This window comes from Rhizomicrobium sp., assembly GCF_056722145.1.
The window spans coordinates 1-13627 of record NZ_JBWZET010000085.1 but is presented as its reverse complement, the minus strand read 5'-3'; the positions used below and the strand labels follow the sequence as shown (position 1 = coordinate 13627).

The following is a 13627-nucleotide window of genomic DNA, read 5'->3' as shown; positions in this document are numbered from 1 at the left end:
GGCGTTGCCGAGGAAGGTTTCGCGCTGGATCGGCGCCAGCATGCCCGAGAGCACGCCTTTGATGTCGTCGATCAGGTCGTAGATGATCGCGTAGTAGCGGATCTCGACGCCTTCGCGCTCGGCCAGGTCGCGGGCCTGGCGCGAGGCGCGGACGTTGAAGCCGAGGATCGGCGAGCCCGAGCTCTTGGCCAGCATCACGTCGCTCTCGTTGATCGCGCCGGCGCCCGACAGGATGATCCGCGCGCGGACCTCGTCGGTCGACAACTGCTCCAGCGAGGTGACGATCGCTTCGGCCGAGCCCTGCACGTCCGCCTTGATCACCAGCGGCAGCTCGCTGACCCGCTTGTCCTGCAGCTTGGCCATCATGTCGGCCAGGGAGGCCCCGGCGACGCCGGCCGGGGCGATGGTCTTCTCGCGCTTCTGGCGGATGCGGTATTCGGTCAGCTCGCGGGCGCGGGCCTCGTTCTCGACCACGGCGAACGGTTCACCGGGCGAGGCGGGGCCGTCCAGGCCGAGGATCTCGACCGGTTCGGACGGCCCGGCCTGCGGCACCTGCTCGTCGCGCTCGTTGATCAGGGCGCGCACGCGGCCCCAGTGCGAGCCGGCGACGACGATGTCCGAACGCTTCAGCGTGCCGCGCTTGACCAACACGGTGGAGACGGCGCCGCGGCCGCGGTCCAGCTTGGCCTCGATCACCACGCCTTCGGCGGAGCGGTCGGGGTTGGCCTTCAGGTCCATCACCTCGGCCTGCAGCAGGATGCCCTCGATCAGGTCGTCCAGGCCCAGCTTTTGGGTGGCCGAGACCTCGATCGCCTGGGTGTCGCCGCCCAGGGATTCGACCACGATCTCGTGCTGCAGCAGTTCGTTGATCACCCGCGTCGGGTCGGCGCCCGGCTTGTCGATCTTGTTGATCGCCACGATGATCGGGGCGTCCGCGGCGCGGGCGTGATTGATCGCCTCGACCGTCTGCGGCATCACCCCGTCGTCCGCCGCCACCACCAGCACCACGATGTCGGTGATATTGGCGCCGCGGGCGCGCATGGCCGAGAAGGCGGCGTGGCCCGGGGTGTCCAGGAAGGTCACCCGCTGGCCGTCCTCCAGCCGCACCTGATAGGCGCCGATGTGCTGGGTGATGCCGCCGGCTTCGCCCGACACCACGTCGGTCGAGCGCAAGGCATCGAGCAGGCTGGTCTTGCCGTGGTCGACGTGACCCATGACGGTGACGACCGGGGGACGGGACACCAGTTCGTCACTGGCATCCTCGCCGCCCTTGAGGCCTTCCAACACGTCGGATTCGGCGACGCGGCGCACGGTGTGGCCGTATTCGGTGGCGACCAGTTCGGCGGTGTCGGCGTCGATGACGTCGTTGACCGTCTGCATCATGCCGTTCTTCATCAGGACCTTGATGACATCCACCGCGCGGCGGGCCATGCGGTTGGCGAGTTCGGCCACCGTGATGGTTTCCGGAATGGTGACTTCGCGCGGACCGACCGGACCGGCGGCCTGCTGAATCTGGCCCTTGTTCATGCGCTGCAGATGGCGGCGGTAGGAAGCGACCGAACGCATGCGCTCGTCGTCGCCCGACAGCGCCTTGGTGACGGTCAGCTTGCCGCGACGGCGATCGGCATCGGTGGATTTCTTGGCCGCCGGTGCCTTCACCGGCAGCTTGACGCCCGCCTTCTTGGGAGCGCTGTCTTCCTCTTCCTCCTTGACCACCAGCTTGCGGCGCGGCGGTTCGGCCGGCTTGGGACCGGCGTCCGTCGCTGCCGGAGCGACGCTCGCGGCCGGCTTGGCGCCAGCGGCGGGGCGCGGCGCCGGTGTCGTACGGGCGGCGGGCTGAGAGCCTTGCGCATCCTTGCGCTCGCGCTCGAGCCGACGCTGCAATTCCTCTTCGGCGCGCTTCTTGGCGGTTTCCTCGGCGGCCTTGCGGGCGTCCTCTTCCGCTTTGCGCTTGGCGGCGGCTTCGCGTTCGATCTTGAGGCGGGCTTCTTCCTCGGCGCGGCGCTTGGCGTCTTCTTCGGCGGCCCTGCGCGCTTCCTCTTCGGCGATGCGGGCATCGGCGAGGGCGGCACCGCGGCGGGCCTTTTCCTCTTCGGTCAGCTGGCGCAGCACGACACCGGGGCGACTCGGTCCGGGAGCAATTGGCTTCGACGGCGCAGCCGGCGCCGGCGCGGCGGCCTTGGGCGTTTCCTTGACGGGCGCGACCGGCTTGCCGGTCTCGACGCGCGTGCGCTTCTTCTCAACCACCACCGCCTTGGTGCGGCCATGGCTGAAGCTCTGCTTCACGGTGGAGGTCTCGGTCTTCTTCAGCGACAGCGTCTTGTGCGCGGCGGCCGGCTTCTTGGTATCGTTCGTGTCGCTCATAACGTGCTTTCGTCCTGGACCTTCTGGTCAGCTGCGTCCGACGGTTTGCCAAGGCCCGCCAGGCGCGAGGAATTCAAAATCAAGCGATCCGCCAAGGCCCCCGGCCGGATGGCGGCATGTACCACATTCTCCCGGCCCAACGCCAAACTCAGCTCCTCCCGGGTGAGGAGGTCGACCGAACGGGCCTCAAGCTCCCGGCTTTTCATCGCCGAGCGGATCTTGCGCCGTCCGTCGTCGGAGGCATCGGCGGCATGAAACAGCACCACCGGCGGAATTTTCTTGTCGAGCGCGCGCAACACCGCATCAAAACCGGTATCGGCGAAACCGGCCCGCCGCGCCATGCCGAGATCGGCCTTCAGCCGCTCGACCAGCAGGTGCACGACATGGTCGGCGATATCGGGGCGGACCGTCACCTTGGCCCGGGCGGCCTTGGCGAAATCGCCCTTGACCAGCGCTTTGGCGAAACAGGTCCGGTTGGCGGTCAGCCACAGGCCGCGGCCAGGCAGCTTGCCGTCGATATCGGGAACGGCTTCGCCGTCCGGGCTTACGACAAAGCGGATGCGTTTCGCCGCCGGCAGAACCGCGCCGGTGGCGATGCAGCGCCGCTCACGGCCTGCGCCCTCATTGTCCGTGGTGGCCGCCAGCATGAGGCGCCCTCCCCGTCGCTATCGCCAAAACCCGTACCAGCGCGTGTCACTCCTTATCGATCAAACCCGAAAACGGCGTCTTATAGCCGGTCCTTCAGGCCTTGCCTATCGGCAAAACATACAACTCTTATAAGCGGTTAGGCTTCGGATTCGGGCGTTTCCGCACCCTCTTCGGCAACTTCCTCGTCGGCTTCCACCGCCTCTTCCTCGACTGGTGCTTCGATCCAGCCAGCCTTGACGCGGGCCTTCATGATGATGGCGTTGGCGTCGTCAGGAGTGAGATCGAACCCTTCCAGGGCGCCAGCGATGCGGACGCGTTCCTTGTCCTTGGTGGTCTCATAATACCCCAAAAGGTCGTCGGTGGCGCAGCCGGCGAGGTCTTCGAGGGTCTTGATTTCGTGCTCGCCGAGATTGGCGGCCATCGCGGCAGTGACCCCGTCCACTTCCAGGACGGCATCTTCCACCCCGAGTTCGCGACGCTTGTCGTCCAGCGCCTTGTTGCGGGCGTCGATGAACTCCACGGCGCGCTGCTGCAACTCCTGGGCGGTCTCGTCGTCGAAGCCTTCCACCGCCGCCAGCTCATGCAGGTCGACGTAGGCGATGTCTTCGATTTCGGCGAAGCCTTCCGAGGCGAGCAGCTGGGCCATGGTTTCGTCGACGTCGAGGGCGTCGGTGAAGCGGGCGGTGCGCTCGGTGAATTCCTTCTGGCGGCGTTCCGATTCCTCGGCCTCCGTCAGGATGTCGATCTGCCAGCTGGTGAGCTGGGAGGCGAGGCGCACGTTCTGGCCGCGGCGGCCGATGGCGAGCGACAGCTGCTCGTCGGGCACCACCACTTCGACGCGATGGGCCTCTTCGTCGAGCACGACCTTGGACACTTCCGCCGGCGCCAGGGCGTTGACGATGAAGGTCGCCGCTTCGTTGTTCCACGGAATGATGTCGATGCGCTCGCCCTGCAGTTCCTGCACCACCGCCTGGACGCGCACGCCGCGCATGCCGACGCAGGCGCCGACCGGATCGATCGAGGAATCCTTCGAGATCACGGCGATCTTGGCTCGGGAGCCCGGATCGCGGGCGACGGCGCGAATTTCGATGATGCCGTCGTAGATTTCCGGCACTTCCTGGGCGAACAGGCGGACCATGAACTGGGGATGCGACCGCGACAGGAAAATCTGCGGACCGCGGGTTTCCTTGCGGACGTCGTAAATGTAGGCCCGGATGCGGTCGCCGGCGCGGAAGTTTTCGCGCGGGATCATCTCATCGCGGCGTACGACGCCTTCGGCGCGGCCGAGGTCGACCACCACCGAACCGAATTCGGACCGCTTGACGATGCCGTGGATGATTTCGCCGATGCGATCCTTGTATTCCTCGTACTGGCGGGCGCGCTCGGCTTCGCGCACGTTCTGCACGATCACCTGCTTGGCGGCCTGGGCGGCGATGCGGGTGAATTCCACCGGCGGCAGCGTCTCGGCAATGATGTCGCCGATCATCGCCGACGGATTGCGCGTCTGGGCGTCGCTGAGGCTGATCTCGATCTTGTCGTTCTCGACCAGTTCGACGACGTGCAGATAGCGCGACACATGGGTCTCGCCGGTCTTGGGATCGATTTCCACTTTGATCTCGTTCTCGGCACCGTAGCGGGCCTTGGCGGCACGCTGCATCGCCTCTTCCATGGCGCCGAGGACGACCGCCTTGTCGATCGACTTGTCGCGCGCGACCGCATCGGCGATCTGCAAGAGTTCGGTACGGTTTGCGGCAATCGCTGCCATGAGCGTTACTCCTTATGCGCGGCTTCGCGCGCCTTCAGATCTTCTTCAATCAGTTTGTCGGTGAGAACGAGCTTGGCGTCGGCGATGACGCCGAAGGGCAGCGTCAGCGTGTCCTTGCCGGCGGCGATGACGATATCGGAGCCGTCGAGGCCCTTCAGGATGCCGCGGAAGCGCTTGCGCCCCTCGATCATCGCGACGGTTTCGATCTTGGCTTCGTGGCCGGCCCAGCGGGCGAAATCGGTCAGCCGCGTCAGCGGCCGGTCGATGCCCGGCGAGGAAATTTCGAGATTGAATTCGCCCGGGACCGCCTCGGGATCGGCATCGAAGAAATCCGACAGCGCCGCACTGAGGGCGGCACAATCATCGACATTCATGCTGCCGTCGTCGCGCTCGGCCATCACCTGCAGCGTCTTCACCTTGCCGCCCATCATCCTCAGGCGCACCAAACGGAACCCGGCCGCCTCGATGACGGGCGCCAGGATCGGTTCGAGATGGTTCAGCGCAGACAGTATGGCGGCAAATCCTTGATCGAGACGACCAAACCTTTTTCCCGCGGCGGCCTTCTTAGACCGCCACACAACAGCACTCTGTTGTCTGGGATGGCCGCTATGTAGCCGCGAACCGGCGAAATTACAAGCTGACCACGTTGGGGCCCGTCACTTTTTCCGCAAATCGTGTGCTACTTTTTTTGCAGGTCGATCATGACTTCCTGCGATTGCTCGGCCGCCGGCTTGTGGTGGCCGAACAGGTCAAGCATCGGGTCGGAGCTGGAAAACAGCCACAGGATGGTGCCGATCATGCCGGCCAGGAACACCCCGGCGATCAGCACGGTGCCCATGTCGGCCGGATGCGGCCAAACCCATTTGGGACTTTCGTTTTCGTCGTCGTTGGGGTTGGTCATGGTGCTGGTTTTAAACCGTTATCGTGGCGGGAGCGAGGCGCCGTCCGAAGCGGGCATTGTAAACCCTCAGCGGCGGACGAAAGAATAGTAAACCGGCGGGCCGTGCAGCGCCTTGGCCTCATAGCGGGTCGGTGGCCAGTGGGCTGGGCGCACCGTGAAATCGGCCGGGCTTTCGGCGGTCCAGGCAAACGCCGGATGGGCCAGCGCCCGCTCCAGGGTCCAGGCGGCATAGCCGGCATCGTCGCTGGCAAAGCGCAATTCGCCACCGGGGCGCAAGACGCGGGCAAACGCCGTCAGCATCTCGCTCTGGATGAAGCGGCGCTTGTGATGGCGGGTTTTCGGCCATGGATCGGGAAACAGCACGAACACTTTGCCGAGCACCCCATCGGGCAGTGCCGCCACGATGTCGCGCGCATCACCTTCGTGGATCTTGAGGTTGACGGGCGGATCGTCAGCCATATGGGTGAGAAGCTTGGCGACGCCCGATTCATAGGGCTCGGCGCCGATCAGCCCGACCGCCGGGTTGGCCCGCGCCAGCGCCAGCATGTGCTCACCGGCGCCGAAGCCGATTTCCAGCCAGACGTCTTCCACCGGCGGCGTGAACAGCCCGCGCGGATCGGCGCCCGGCACGAGGGTCAAGGCGTGCGCCGGCAGCAGGGTGCGGCGCAGATCTTCCTTGTGCGCCGACAGTTTTGGCCCTTTGCGCCGGCCATAGAGCTTTTTCTGGAATTGCTCGTGCTCGAACATGCGGTCCCGGCAAAAAGAAAGGCGAGCCGGTACTCCGGCCCGCCTTCCAAATCAATACGCGTGCAACGTGCCTAGAACGCGCCCTTGAGGGCCGCCACCAGATCGGTCTTTTCCCACGAGAAGCCGCCGTCGGCTTCCGGGACGCGGCCGAAATGGCCATAGGCCGAGGTGCGGGCGAAGATCGGCCGGTTAAGGTCGAGGCGCTCGCGGATGGCGCGCGGCTTCAGCGACACCAGTTCCGGCAGGATCGCTTCCAGCTTGGCTTCATCGACTTTGCCGGTGCCGTGGGTGTCGACATAGACCGACAACGGCTCCGACACGCCGATCGCATAAGCGATCTGGATGGTGCATTTGTCGGCCAGGCCGGCGGCGACCACGTTCTTGGCGAGATAGCGGGCGGCATAGGCGGCCGAGCGGTCGACCTTGGTCGAATCCTTGCCCGAGAAGGCGCCGCCGCCGTGCGGGGCCGCGCCGCCGTAGGTATCGACGATGATCTTGCGGCCGGTGAGGCCGGAGTCGCCATCCGGACCGCCGACCACAAAGGCGCCGGTCGGGTTGATGTGCCACAGGGTCTTGGCGGTGATCCAATCGGCCGGCAGGGCCTCGCGGATATAGGGTTCCACTACCTTGCGGACGTCGGCCGAGGTCATCGCCGCGTCGAGATGCTGGGTGGAGAGCACGATCTGGGTCACTTCCACCGGCTTGCCATTGGCATAACGCAGCGTGACCTGGCTCTTGGCATCCGGGCCGAGCTTCGGTTCCTTGCCGGCATGGCGGGCTTTCGCCAAGAGTTCCAGGATCTTGTGGCTATAGGCGATGGGGGCCGGCATCAGCACCGGGGTCTCGGTGCAGGCGTAGCCGAACATGATGCCCTGGTCGCCGGCGCCTTCGTCCTTGTTGCCCGCGGCATCGACGCCCTGAGCAATGTCGGGCGACTGGCTGTGCAGCAGCACTTCCACTTTGCAGGTGGCGTGATGGAAGCCGTCCTGCTCATAGCCGATCGACTTGATGGCCTCGCGGGCGACCGCTTCCACCATTTCCGGCGTGATTTCCTTGGGCCCGCGGGTCTCACCCGCGATCACGACGCGGTTGGTGGTGGCCAGCGTTTCCGCGGCGCAGCGCAAATCCCACGGCGAGAACCCGTGCTTGGGGCCTTCCCGGAAGAACAGATCGACGATTTCGTCGGAAATCCGGTCGCAAACCTTGTCGGGATGCCCTTCCGATACGCTCTCGCTGGTGAACAGATAGTCTGACCGCGCCATATGCAAAGCCCTTCTAACAGCGCCCCCGCGGGGCGCCCCTTTGAGGGGGACTCCTTGCAGCAATTTGGGCGGGGGTCAATGAGCATATGCACATTTTGGCATATGGTTTGGCCGCACTCGACCCGTCATGCGGCCATATTGCGCAGATCGCTGCGTCAAATCCCGGAAACTACAGAATGAACCGGGACAAATCCTGGTCCTTGGCGAGGTCTTCCACCTTGGACCGGACATAAGCGCCGTCAATGGTGAGGGTCTCGCCCTGTTTTTCGCTGGCGACGAAGCTGATCTCGTCGAGCACCCGCTCCATCACCGTCTGCAGCCGCCGGGCGCCGATGTTTTCCACCGTGGCATTGACCGAGGCAGCAACGTCGGCAATGGCGCCGATGCCGTCGGGCGTGAAATCGAGGCGGACGCCCTCGGTCCGCAACAGCGCCACATACTGCTTGATCAGGCTGGCTTCCGGCTCGGTCAGGATGCGCTGGAAATCGTCGCGGCTGAGCGCCTTCAGTTCCACCCGGATCGGCAAGCGCCCTTGCAGTTCGGGAAGCAGGTCCGACGGTTTTGCCGTATGGAAGGCGCCCGAGGCGATAAACAAGATGTGATCGGTCTTCACCTGGCCGTGCTTGGTGGCGACCGTGGTGCCTTCGATGAGCGGCAGGAGATCGCGCTGCACCCCTTCGCGGCTGACGTCACCGCCGCCACGCAATTCGGAGCGGGCGCAGATCTTGTCGATTTCATCGAGAAACACGATGCCGTTCTGCTCGACCGCCTCGATTGCTTCGCGGGTGACGGCATCCTGGTCGAGCAGCTTGTCGGCCTCTTCCGACAGCAGCAGCGGGCGGGCATCCTTGACCTTCAAGCGCCGCGGCTTCTGCTTGCCGCCGAACAGCTTGCCGAAGGCATCGCCGAGACCGACCATCGACACATTGGCGTTGGGCATGCCGGGGATTTCGAATTGCGGCATGCCGCCGGAATCCTTCATTTCCAATTCGATCTCGGTGTCTTCGTGCTCGCCGGCGCGCAGTGCCCGGCGCTTGCCCTCGCGCAACGCCGCCGAGGGGCCCGCCAGCGCATCGAGCAGACGATCCTCGGCACGGTCTTCGGCGAGCGCTTCAACGTCGCGGCGCTTACGCTCACGCACCTGGGCGATGGCGATTTCCAACAAATCGCGCACGATCTGCTCGACGTCGCGCCCGACATAGCCGACTTCGGTGAACTTGGTTGCTTCCACCTTGAGAAAGGGGGCCTGCGCCAGTTTCGCCAGCCGGCGGGAAATCTCGGTCTTGCCGACCCCGGTCGGGCCGATCATGAGAATGTTTTTCGGCAGCACTTCTTCACGCAGTTCGGGCGGCAGCTGTTGGCGGCGCCAGCGGTTCCTGAGCGCAATGGCAACAGCGCGCTTGGCGTCATGCTGGCCAATGATGAAGCGGTCGAGTTCGGAGACGATTTCGCGGGGGGTGAAGGCTGCGGTCATGGAAACCTATATGGGGACGGACGGCGCGACTGTCTACGCCAGCGCTGCAACGCTGTCGGTGTGGGCGAAATCATTGCCCTTATAGAGCAAGGGCTCCATGTACGCCTTGGCCAAGGCGTAAGAAAAGCAATCCCCAAAATTCAACCGCGCCGGATGGCGGCCCTTGCCATAGGTTAGAAGAGCGTACCGCGCCAGTTCGACTTGGTCGGATCGCAGCGGCACGATTTCCGCACCACAGCGGACCAACAGAAGGTCCGCATCTTCAGCGCCACCAACCCCGCGCTGGCCGATGGCGACGCAGTACAACTCAACTGCCGTCGCCGCAGAAATACGGACATGCTGGGCGTCCAGGATTTTGGATAGGAATGTGTCCGCTTCCGGTTCATTCCATAGTATCGCAATCAACGCGGATGTATCGACGATCATCAGTCAAAATGACCATGTTCGTTGTAGCCGATAATTTCGTCGGGCGCGCGATCATCCAGTATCGGGCGCCGATTGAAACGCTCGACGATCTCTAAAATCGCGGCTTTGCGCGCTTCGCGATCTTCAGGTGCACGCGCGTTGTTCCGCTCCAACCGCTCCTCAAGTAGGCGTATCACGGCTTGAACCGGATCCTCGCCCGTCTGGTTGGCCAGCTTCTGTGCCAATTCATCGATCTTGGGACTGCGCACATTCATGACATACCCTCAACGACGAATGATACATCTGACAGCTGCGTGCCTCAACCGGACGTCAGCGTCTCGATAACCACGTTTTCGTTGGTGTAGATGCAGATGTCGCCGGCGATTTTCATCGCTTTGCGGGCAATGGCTTCTGCCGGCAGATCGAGGTCGAGCAGGGCGCGGGCGGCGGCAAGCGCATAGGGTCCGCCAGAGCCGATGCCGATCAGCCCGTCTTCGGGTTCGACGACGTCGCCGGTGCCCGACAGGATCAGGCTGGTCTGCTTATCGGCAACCGCCATCATCGCTTCCAGGCGGCGCAGATAGCGGTCGGTGCGCCAGTCCTTGGCCAGCTCCACGCAGGCCCGCGCCAGATTGCCAGGATGCTGTTCCAGCTTCGATTCCAGCCGCTCGAACAGGGCAAAGGCATCGGCGGTGGCGCCGGCGAACCCGGCAATCACGTCGCCCTTGCCGAGGCGGCGGACTTTGCGGGCATTGGATTTCATCACCGTGGCGCCCAGGGTGACCTGGCCGTCGCCGGCGACAAGAACGGTGCTACCCTTACGAAGGGAGAGGATGGTGGTTGAACGCCATTTCTGATCAGACATGATAGCAGCCAATATAGGGTGGGAGTCGCGATAATGCAGCACCTTCGGCAGCACTCCGGGCAACCGCTCGCAAAAATACCCCTGGTCGACCTGCGCGGCCACACGCCCCTGGAATTGTTGTTCCTGTTCCGCCATCAGGCCAACATCCTGCTCGACGGCGCCCTGTCGCTGGTCGGCCAAGGACCGGGGCGGGTGCTGGCGTCGGCCACCGACCAGCTGACCAAGCGCTGGCTGGAGAAGGCGAACAACCCCTATCTGCCGGAAATCACCCTGATCGCCAACGCGATCCACCGGCCCGGCGCCTATGTTCTCAACAGCTGCCTGGAATGGGCCTGCACCAGCGGCGCCTGGACCAGTGAGGCGGGGCCGCTGCTCCGCCGGGTGCTGGATTGGCCGTTGCCGCGGCTGGGCGAATTTCCGGTGGTGGCCCACTATGCCGGCCGGCTCGGCACTTATTTCAACGTCACCTGGCCCGGCTTCTCGGGCGTGTTGCAGGCGATGGCGCCGGGCCGCTTTGCCTGTGCCATCAATCAGGCGCCGCGCCGCAAGCATGTCGGCGGGTTCCTGGGTGCCTGGATGGCCGGCCGCTTCAAGACCGGGACGCGGCTGGCGCTGCCGCCGGTGCACCTCGTCCGCCGGGTGTTCGAGACCGCGCGCGACTACACCGCCGCCCGCCAGATGCTGAGCATGACCCCGCTGGCGGTGCCGGCGATCTTCACGCTGTCCGGCACGCGGGCCGGCGAGGGCTGCGTCATCGAGCGCACCGAAGACGCCTTTGCCGTGCGCGAAATGGTGAGCGGGCGGGTGTGTACCGCCAACCACTTCCAGTCCTCGCTCAACGAGACCGAACTCGGCTGGAAAGCGCGGCCGATCGACAGCGCCGGACGGCTGGCCCAGGCGATGGGGCTTGCCAATGACGCACCGAACCTGTCCTGGTTCACCGCCCCGATCGCCAACGTCAACAGCCGTCTCGTGATGGAAGCCAACGCCGCCACCGGCGCGCTGAGAGTGATGGGCACCAACGGCCTGGTGCCGGTGACCGACCTGTTCGATCTGGCGGCGTGAGCGTGGCCGTTTGGGTTTTTTGTTAGCCCGGCTCCTGCTAAGGAGGGGTTCGGAATTTGGAGGCGCCCATGCGCACCGCGACCGTCGAACGCAAAACCCGTGAAACCGAAATCGCCGTCTCGCTCGACCTCGATGGGGCCGGCGAGTGCGATATCGATACCGGCATCGGCTTTCTCGATCACATGCTGGAAGCATTCGGCCGTCACGCCATGATCGATCTCAAGGTGCGGGCGCAAGGCGATCTGCACGTCGACTTCCATCACACCACCGAGGACACCGCCATCGTCATCGGCCAGGCGGTAAAAAAGGCGCTCGGCGATTTCGCCGGCATCACCCGCTTCGGCTCGGCCGGCATTCCGATGGACGAAGCCTTCACGCGGGTCGCGATTGATGTCGCCGGGCGGCCGTATCTGGTGTGGCGGGTGAAATTCACCCAGCCCAAAATCGGGGAGATGGACACCGAGCTGTTCAAGGAATGGTTCCAGGCCTTCGCCATGAACGCCGGCGTCTGCCTGCACGTCGAGAACGTCTACGGCGACAACAGCCACCACATCGTGGAAACCTGCTTCAAGGGCCTGGCGCGGTCCTTGCGCCAAGCCATCACCCCCGACGAACGCCTCGACGGCGACTTCGCCTCCACCAAAGGCGTGCTCGGCGAGAAGGATGCGTGAAGCCGACGGGAATGTGCATTAACCCATTCGGTCGAAACTGCGGCGGAACAACTCACGCTTAACCAATTGAGTTAGAAAAGAAATCCTGTCTGTGGGGCGCCAACCCCCTTGAATTATCACAGGGCAAGTTCTTTCTCTGGAAAGAGAATACGACTATTCTCTCTGTCGCAAGGGAGTGGATGCCATGGAAAAAAGCGAAAGGAAGCCCGCGGCAGATGAACCAAATGCTGTTGTGATCGCAAAGGCATTCATCCGCGCTGGGGAAAAGCTGGACGTCAGCAGTCGCATCCTGGGCAATGTCGTCGGACTGTCCGAATCTTCGATCAGCCGGATGCGCGCTGGCGACAGCAAACTGTTGGGATCTGGCACCAAACCTCGGGAACTTGCGACATTGTTCCTGAGACTTTACCGGTCGCTGGACGCAATTGTTGGTGGTGACGACACCGTATCGGCACAGTGGTTGCGTAATCGAAATACTGCCATTGGTGATGCACCGATCAATTCCATTCAGTCGGTGCGGGGGCTTCTTCGTGTCATCGATTACTTGGACGCCAGACGAGCTGTCATGTGAACAGGTCCTCATCGAGGGTTCGTATTGGCGCGCGGTTGAGGCACAGCACAGAAAATCGACCATGAAGCTCGTCGATTCTCGCGACGAGCAGGAAATTCTTGAGCGGGAAATCGAAGCGGCAAAACCACCTGCAGTGGACGCATCGGAGAATTACGAATTTCTCCTCTTCACGCCATTTCGATATAGCGGTCCTTATCCGACTGGCTCACGGTTTCGTCGCGCCGGCTTGACCGAAGGTGTTTTCTATTGCTGCGCTTCGCCGATCACTGCGATGGCGGAAATGGCGTTCCTGCGCTTGCTCTTCCACGCCGAATCCCCGGGAACGCCTTTTCCGAGCAATCCAGCCGAGTACACAGTGTTTTCGGCACGGGTTCATACCTCGCACGGCCTCGACACCACGAGACCGCCGCTCGTGCGTGACGCCGAACTTTGGCGCCGACTTTCGGATTATAGCTGTTGCCAGGAACTCGCCGATAAGGCCCGCCAGTGCGGCACACAGGCGATAAAATATCGTTCCGTTCGTGATGTCTCCGGCGGCATCAACCTGGCGATATTTTCCCTCGATGCATTTGCCTCCCGACGAACCGAGAAGGCGCAGTCCTGGCATCTGCAATTACGTCAAAGCGTTGCTTGGGCAAAATGCGAGGCTCCGCATCAGACCATCAGCTTCGACACAATGTACTTTCTGCGGGACGACCGGCTCGCATCGCTCCGCACCGCATTAACAACATAGCGCGCCGCAAAGCACGATCCGCTTGCGCATTGACCTCTCGTTCCCTCTCCGTTCTAATACACCCATGGAAAACGCTCTCGGTGTTGCGCGCGGGGTTTCACGGCTTTTGATCCAGGAGGGCTATTCGCCGATCCTGGAATTCACCCTCGCCAATGG

General features: G+C 63.8%; 15 protein-coding genes. 4 read left to right on the top strand and 11 right to left on the bottom strand.

The features are described 5' to 3' along the window. The 11 genes from infB to hslV form a co-directional block, all read right to left on the bottom strand. A partial coding sequence (gene infB / locus AC1P6P_RS04975) for a translation initiation factor IF-2 (protein ID WP_481401333.1) occupies window positions 1-2364 on the bottom strand: 2364 nt, incomplete at its 3' end. Next, window positions 2361-3011, bottom strand: a complete 651-nt coding sequence (locus AC1P6P_RS04970) for an RNA-binding protein (protein WP_481401332.1) — start codon at window positions 3009-3011, stop codon at window positions 2361-2363. The genes infB and AC1P6P_RS04970, both read right to left, overlap by 4 nt. Window positions 3012-3148: 137 nt before the next feature. Next, window positions 3149-4777, bottom strand: a complete 1629-nt coding sequence (gene nusA / locus AC1P6P_RS04965; RefSeq protein ID WP_481401331.1) for a transcription termination factor NusA — start codon at window positions 4775-4777, stop codon at window positions 3149-3151. 5 nt (window positions 4778-4782) lie between these two features. Then, a complete protein-coding gene (gene rimP / locus AC1P6P_RS04960) occupies window positions 4783-5355 on the bottom strand; it encodes a ribosome maturation factor RimP (protein ID WP_481401330.1) in 573 nt (190 codons plus the stop codon). Between the two features lie 101 nt (window positions 5356-5456). Continuing rightward, window positions 5457-5678 carry a hypothetical protein gene (locus tag AC1P6P_RS04955; RefSeq protein ID WP_481401329.1) on the bottom strand — a complete coding sequence of 74 codons (222 nt, stop codon included), beginning with the start codon at window positions 5676-5678 and terminating at the stop codon, window positions 5457-5459. A 66-nt stretch (window positions 5679-5744) separates the two neighbouring features. Beyond that, window positions 5745-6425 carry a tRNA (guanosine(46)-N7)-methyltransferase TrmB gene (gene trmB / locus AC1P6P_RS04950; RefSeq protein ID WP_481401328.1) on the bottom strand — a complete coding sequence of 227 codons (681 nt, stop codon included), beginning with the start codon at window positions 6423-6425 and terminating at the stop codon, window positions 5745-5747. A gap of 71 nt (window positions 6426-6496) precedes the next feature. After that, window positions 6497-7687, bottom strand: a complete 1191-nt coding sequence (metK, locus tag AC1P6P_RS04945) for a methionine adenosyltransferase (RefSeq protein WP_481401327.1) — start codon at window positions 7685-7687, stop codon at window positions 6497-6499. Between the two features lie 169 nt (window positions 7688-7856). Continuing rightward, the gene (gene hslU, locus AC1P6P_RS04940; protein WP_481401326.1) at window positions 7857-9161 is read right to left on the bottom strand and encodes an ATP-dependent protease ATPase subunit HslU; all 1305 of its coding nucleotides are present in this window, start codon (window positions 9159-9161) and stop codon (window positions 7857-7859) included. Between the two features lie 33 nt (window positions 9162-9194). Then, window positions 9195-9587 (bottom strand): type II toxin-antitoxin system VapC family toxin, encoded by a 393-nt coding sequence (locus AC1P6P_RS04935; RefSeq protein WP_481401325.1) that lies wholly within the window; start codon window positions 9585-9587, stop codon window positions 9195-9197. Next, the gene (locus AC1P6P_RS04930) at window positions 9587-9841 is read right to left on the bottom strand and encodes a type II toxin-antitoxin system VapB family antitoxin (protein WP_481401324.1); all 255 of its coding nucleotides are present in this window, start codon (window positions 9839-9841) and stop codon (window positions 9587-9589) included. Before AC1P6P_RS04930 ends, AC1P6P_RS04935 begins: the two co-directional genes overlap by 1 nt. Window positions 9842-9885: 44 nt before the next feature. After that, a complete protein-coding gene (hslV, locus tag AC1P6P_RS04925) occupies window positions 9886-10431 on the bottom strand; it encodes an ATP-dependent protease subunit HslV (protein WP_481401323.1) in 546 nt (181 codons plus the stop codon). Between the two features lie 33 nt (window positions 10432-10464). On the opposite strand from hslV, the gene AC1P6P_RS04920 reads away from it, so the two are divergent. The 4 genes from AC1P6P_RS04920 to AC1P6P_RS04905 all read left to right on the top strand — a co-directional run bounded on the left by AC1P6P_RS04920 (window position 10465) and on the right by AC1P6P_RS04905 (window position 13471). Next, window positions 10465-11496 (top strand): Ntn hydrolase family protein, encoded by a 1032-nt coding sequence (locus AC1P6P_RS04920; protein WP_481401322.1) that lies wholly within the window; start codon window positions 10465-10467, stop codon window positions 11494-11496. A gap of 68 nt (window positions 11497-11564) precedes the next feature. Further along, window positions 11565-12167 carry an imidazoleglycerol-phosphate dehydratase HisB gene (gene hisB, locus AC1P6P_RS04915; RefSeq protein WP_481401321.1) on the top strand — a complete coding sequence of 201 codons (603 nt, stop codon included), beginning with the start codon at window positions 11565-11567 and terminating at the stop codon, window positions 12165-12167. A 184-nt stretch (window positions 12168-12351) separates the two neighbouring features. Further along, on the top strand, window positions 12352-12738 hold the full coding sequence (locus tag AC1P6P_RS04910; RefSeq protein WP_481401320.1) for an MbcA/ParS/Xre antitoxin family protein: 387 nt from the start codon (window positions 12352-12354) through the stop codon (window positions 12736-12738). A gap of 61 nt (window positions 12739-12799) precedes the next feature. Beyond that, the gene (locus AC1P6P_RS04905) at window positions 12800-13471 is read left to right on the top strand and encodes an RES family NAD+ phosphorylase (protein WP_481401319.1); all 672 of its coding nucleotides are present in this window, start codon (window positions 12800-12802) and stop codon (window positions 13469-13471) included. Window positions 13472-13627 lie beyond the last annotated feature (156 nt).

Bases quoted from the DNA above. Each gene is read 5' to 3' on its own strand.
- AC1P6P_RS04970 (WP_481401332.1), bottom strand. From the start codon at position 3,011: ATGCTGGCGGCCACCACGGACAATGAGGGCGCAGGCCGTGAGCGGCGC.
- AC1P6P_RS04910 (WP_481401320.1), top strand. From the start codon at position 12,352: ATGGAAAAAAGCGAAAGGAAGCCCGCGGCAGATGAACCAAATGCTGTT.
- AC1P6P_RS04935 (WP_481401325.1), bottom strand. From the start codon at position 9,587: ATGATCGTCGATACATCCGCGTTGATTGCGATACTATGGAATGAACCG.
- metK (WP_481401327.1), bottom strand. From the start codon at position 7,687: ATGGCGCGGTCAGACTATCTGTTCACCAGCGAGAGCGTATCGGAAGGG.
- AC1P6P_RS04930 (WP_481401324.1), bottom strand. From the start codon at position 9,841: ATGAATGTGCGCAGTCCCAAGATCGATGAATTGGCACAGAAGCTGGCC.
- AC1P6P_RS04905 (WP_481401319.1), top strand. From the start codon at position 12,800: ATGAAGCTCGTCGATTCTCGCGACGAGCAGGAAATTCTTGAGCGGGAA.
- hslV (WP_481401323.1), bottom strand. From the start codon at position 10,431: ATGTCTGATCAGAAATGGCGTTCAACCACCATCCTCTCCCTTCGTAAG.
- hslU (WP_481401326.1), bottom strand. From the start codon at position 9,161: ATGACCGCAGCCTTCACCCCCCGCGAAATCGTCTCCGAACTCGACCGC.
- AC1P6P_RS04920 (WP_481401322.1), top strand. From the start codon at position 10,465: ATGCAGCACCTTCGGCAGCACTCCGGGCAACCGCTCGCAAAAATACCC.
- AC1P6P_RS04955 (WP_481401329.1), bottom strand. From the start codon at position 5,678: ATGACCAACCCCAACGACGACGAAAACGAAAGTCCCAAATGGGTTTGG.
- hisB (WP_481401321.1), top strand. From the start codon at position 11,565: ATGCGCACCGCGACCGTCGAACGCAAAACCCGTGAAACCGAAATCGCC.
- nusA (WP_481401331.1), bottom strand. From the start codon at position 4,777: ATGGCAGCGATTGCCGCAAACCGTACCGAACTCTTGCAGATCGCCGAT.
- trmB (WP_481401328.1), bottom strand. From the start codon at position 6,425: ATGTTCGAGCACGAGCAATTCCAGAAAAAGCTCTATGGCCGGCGCAAA.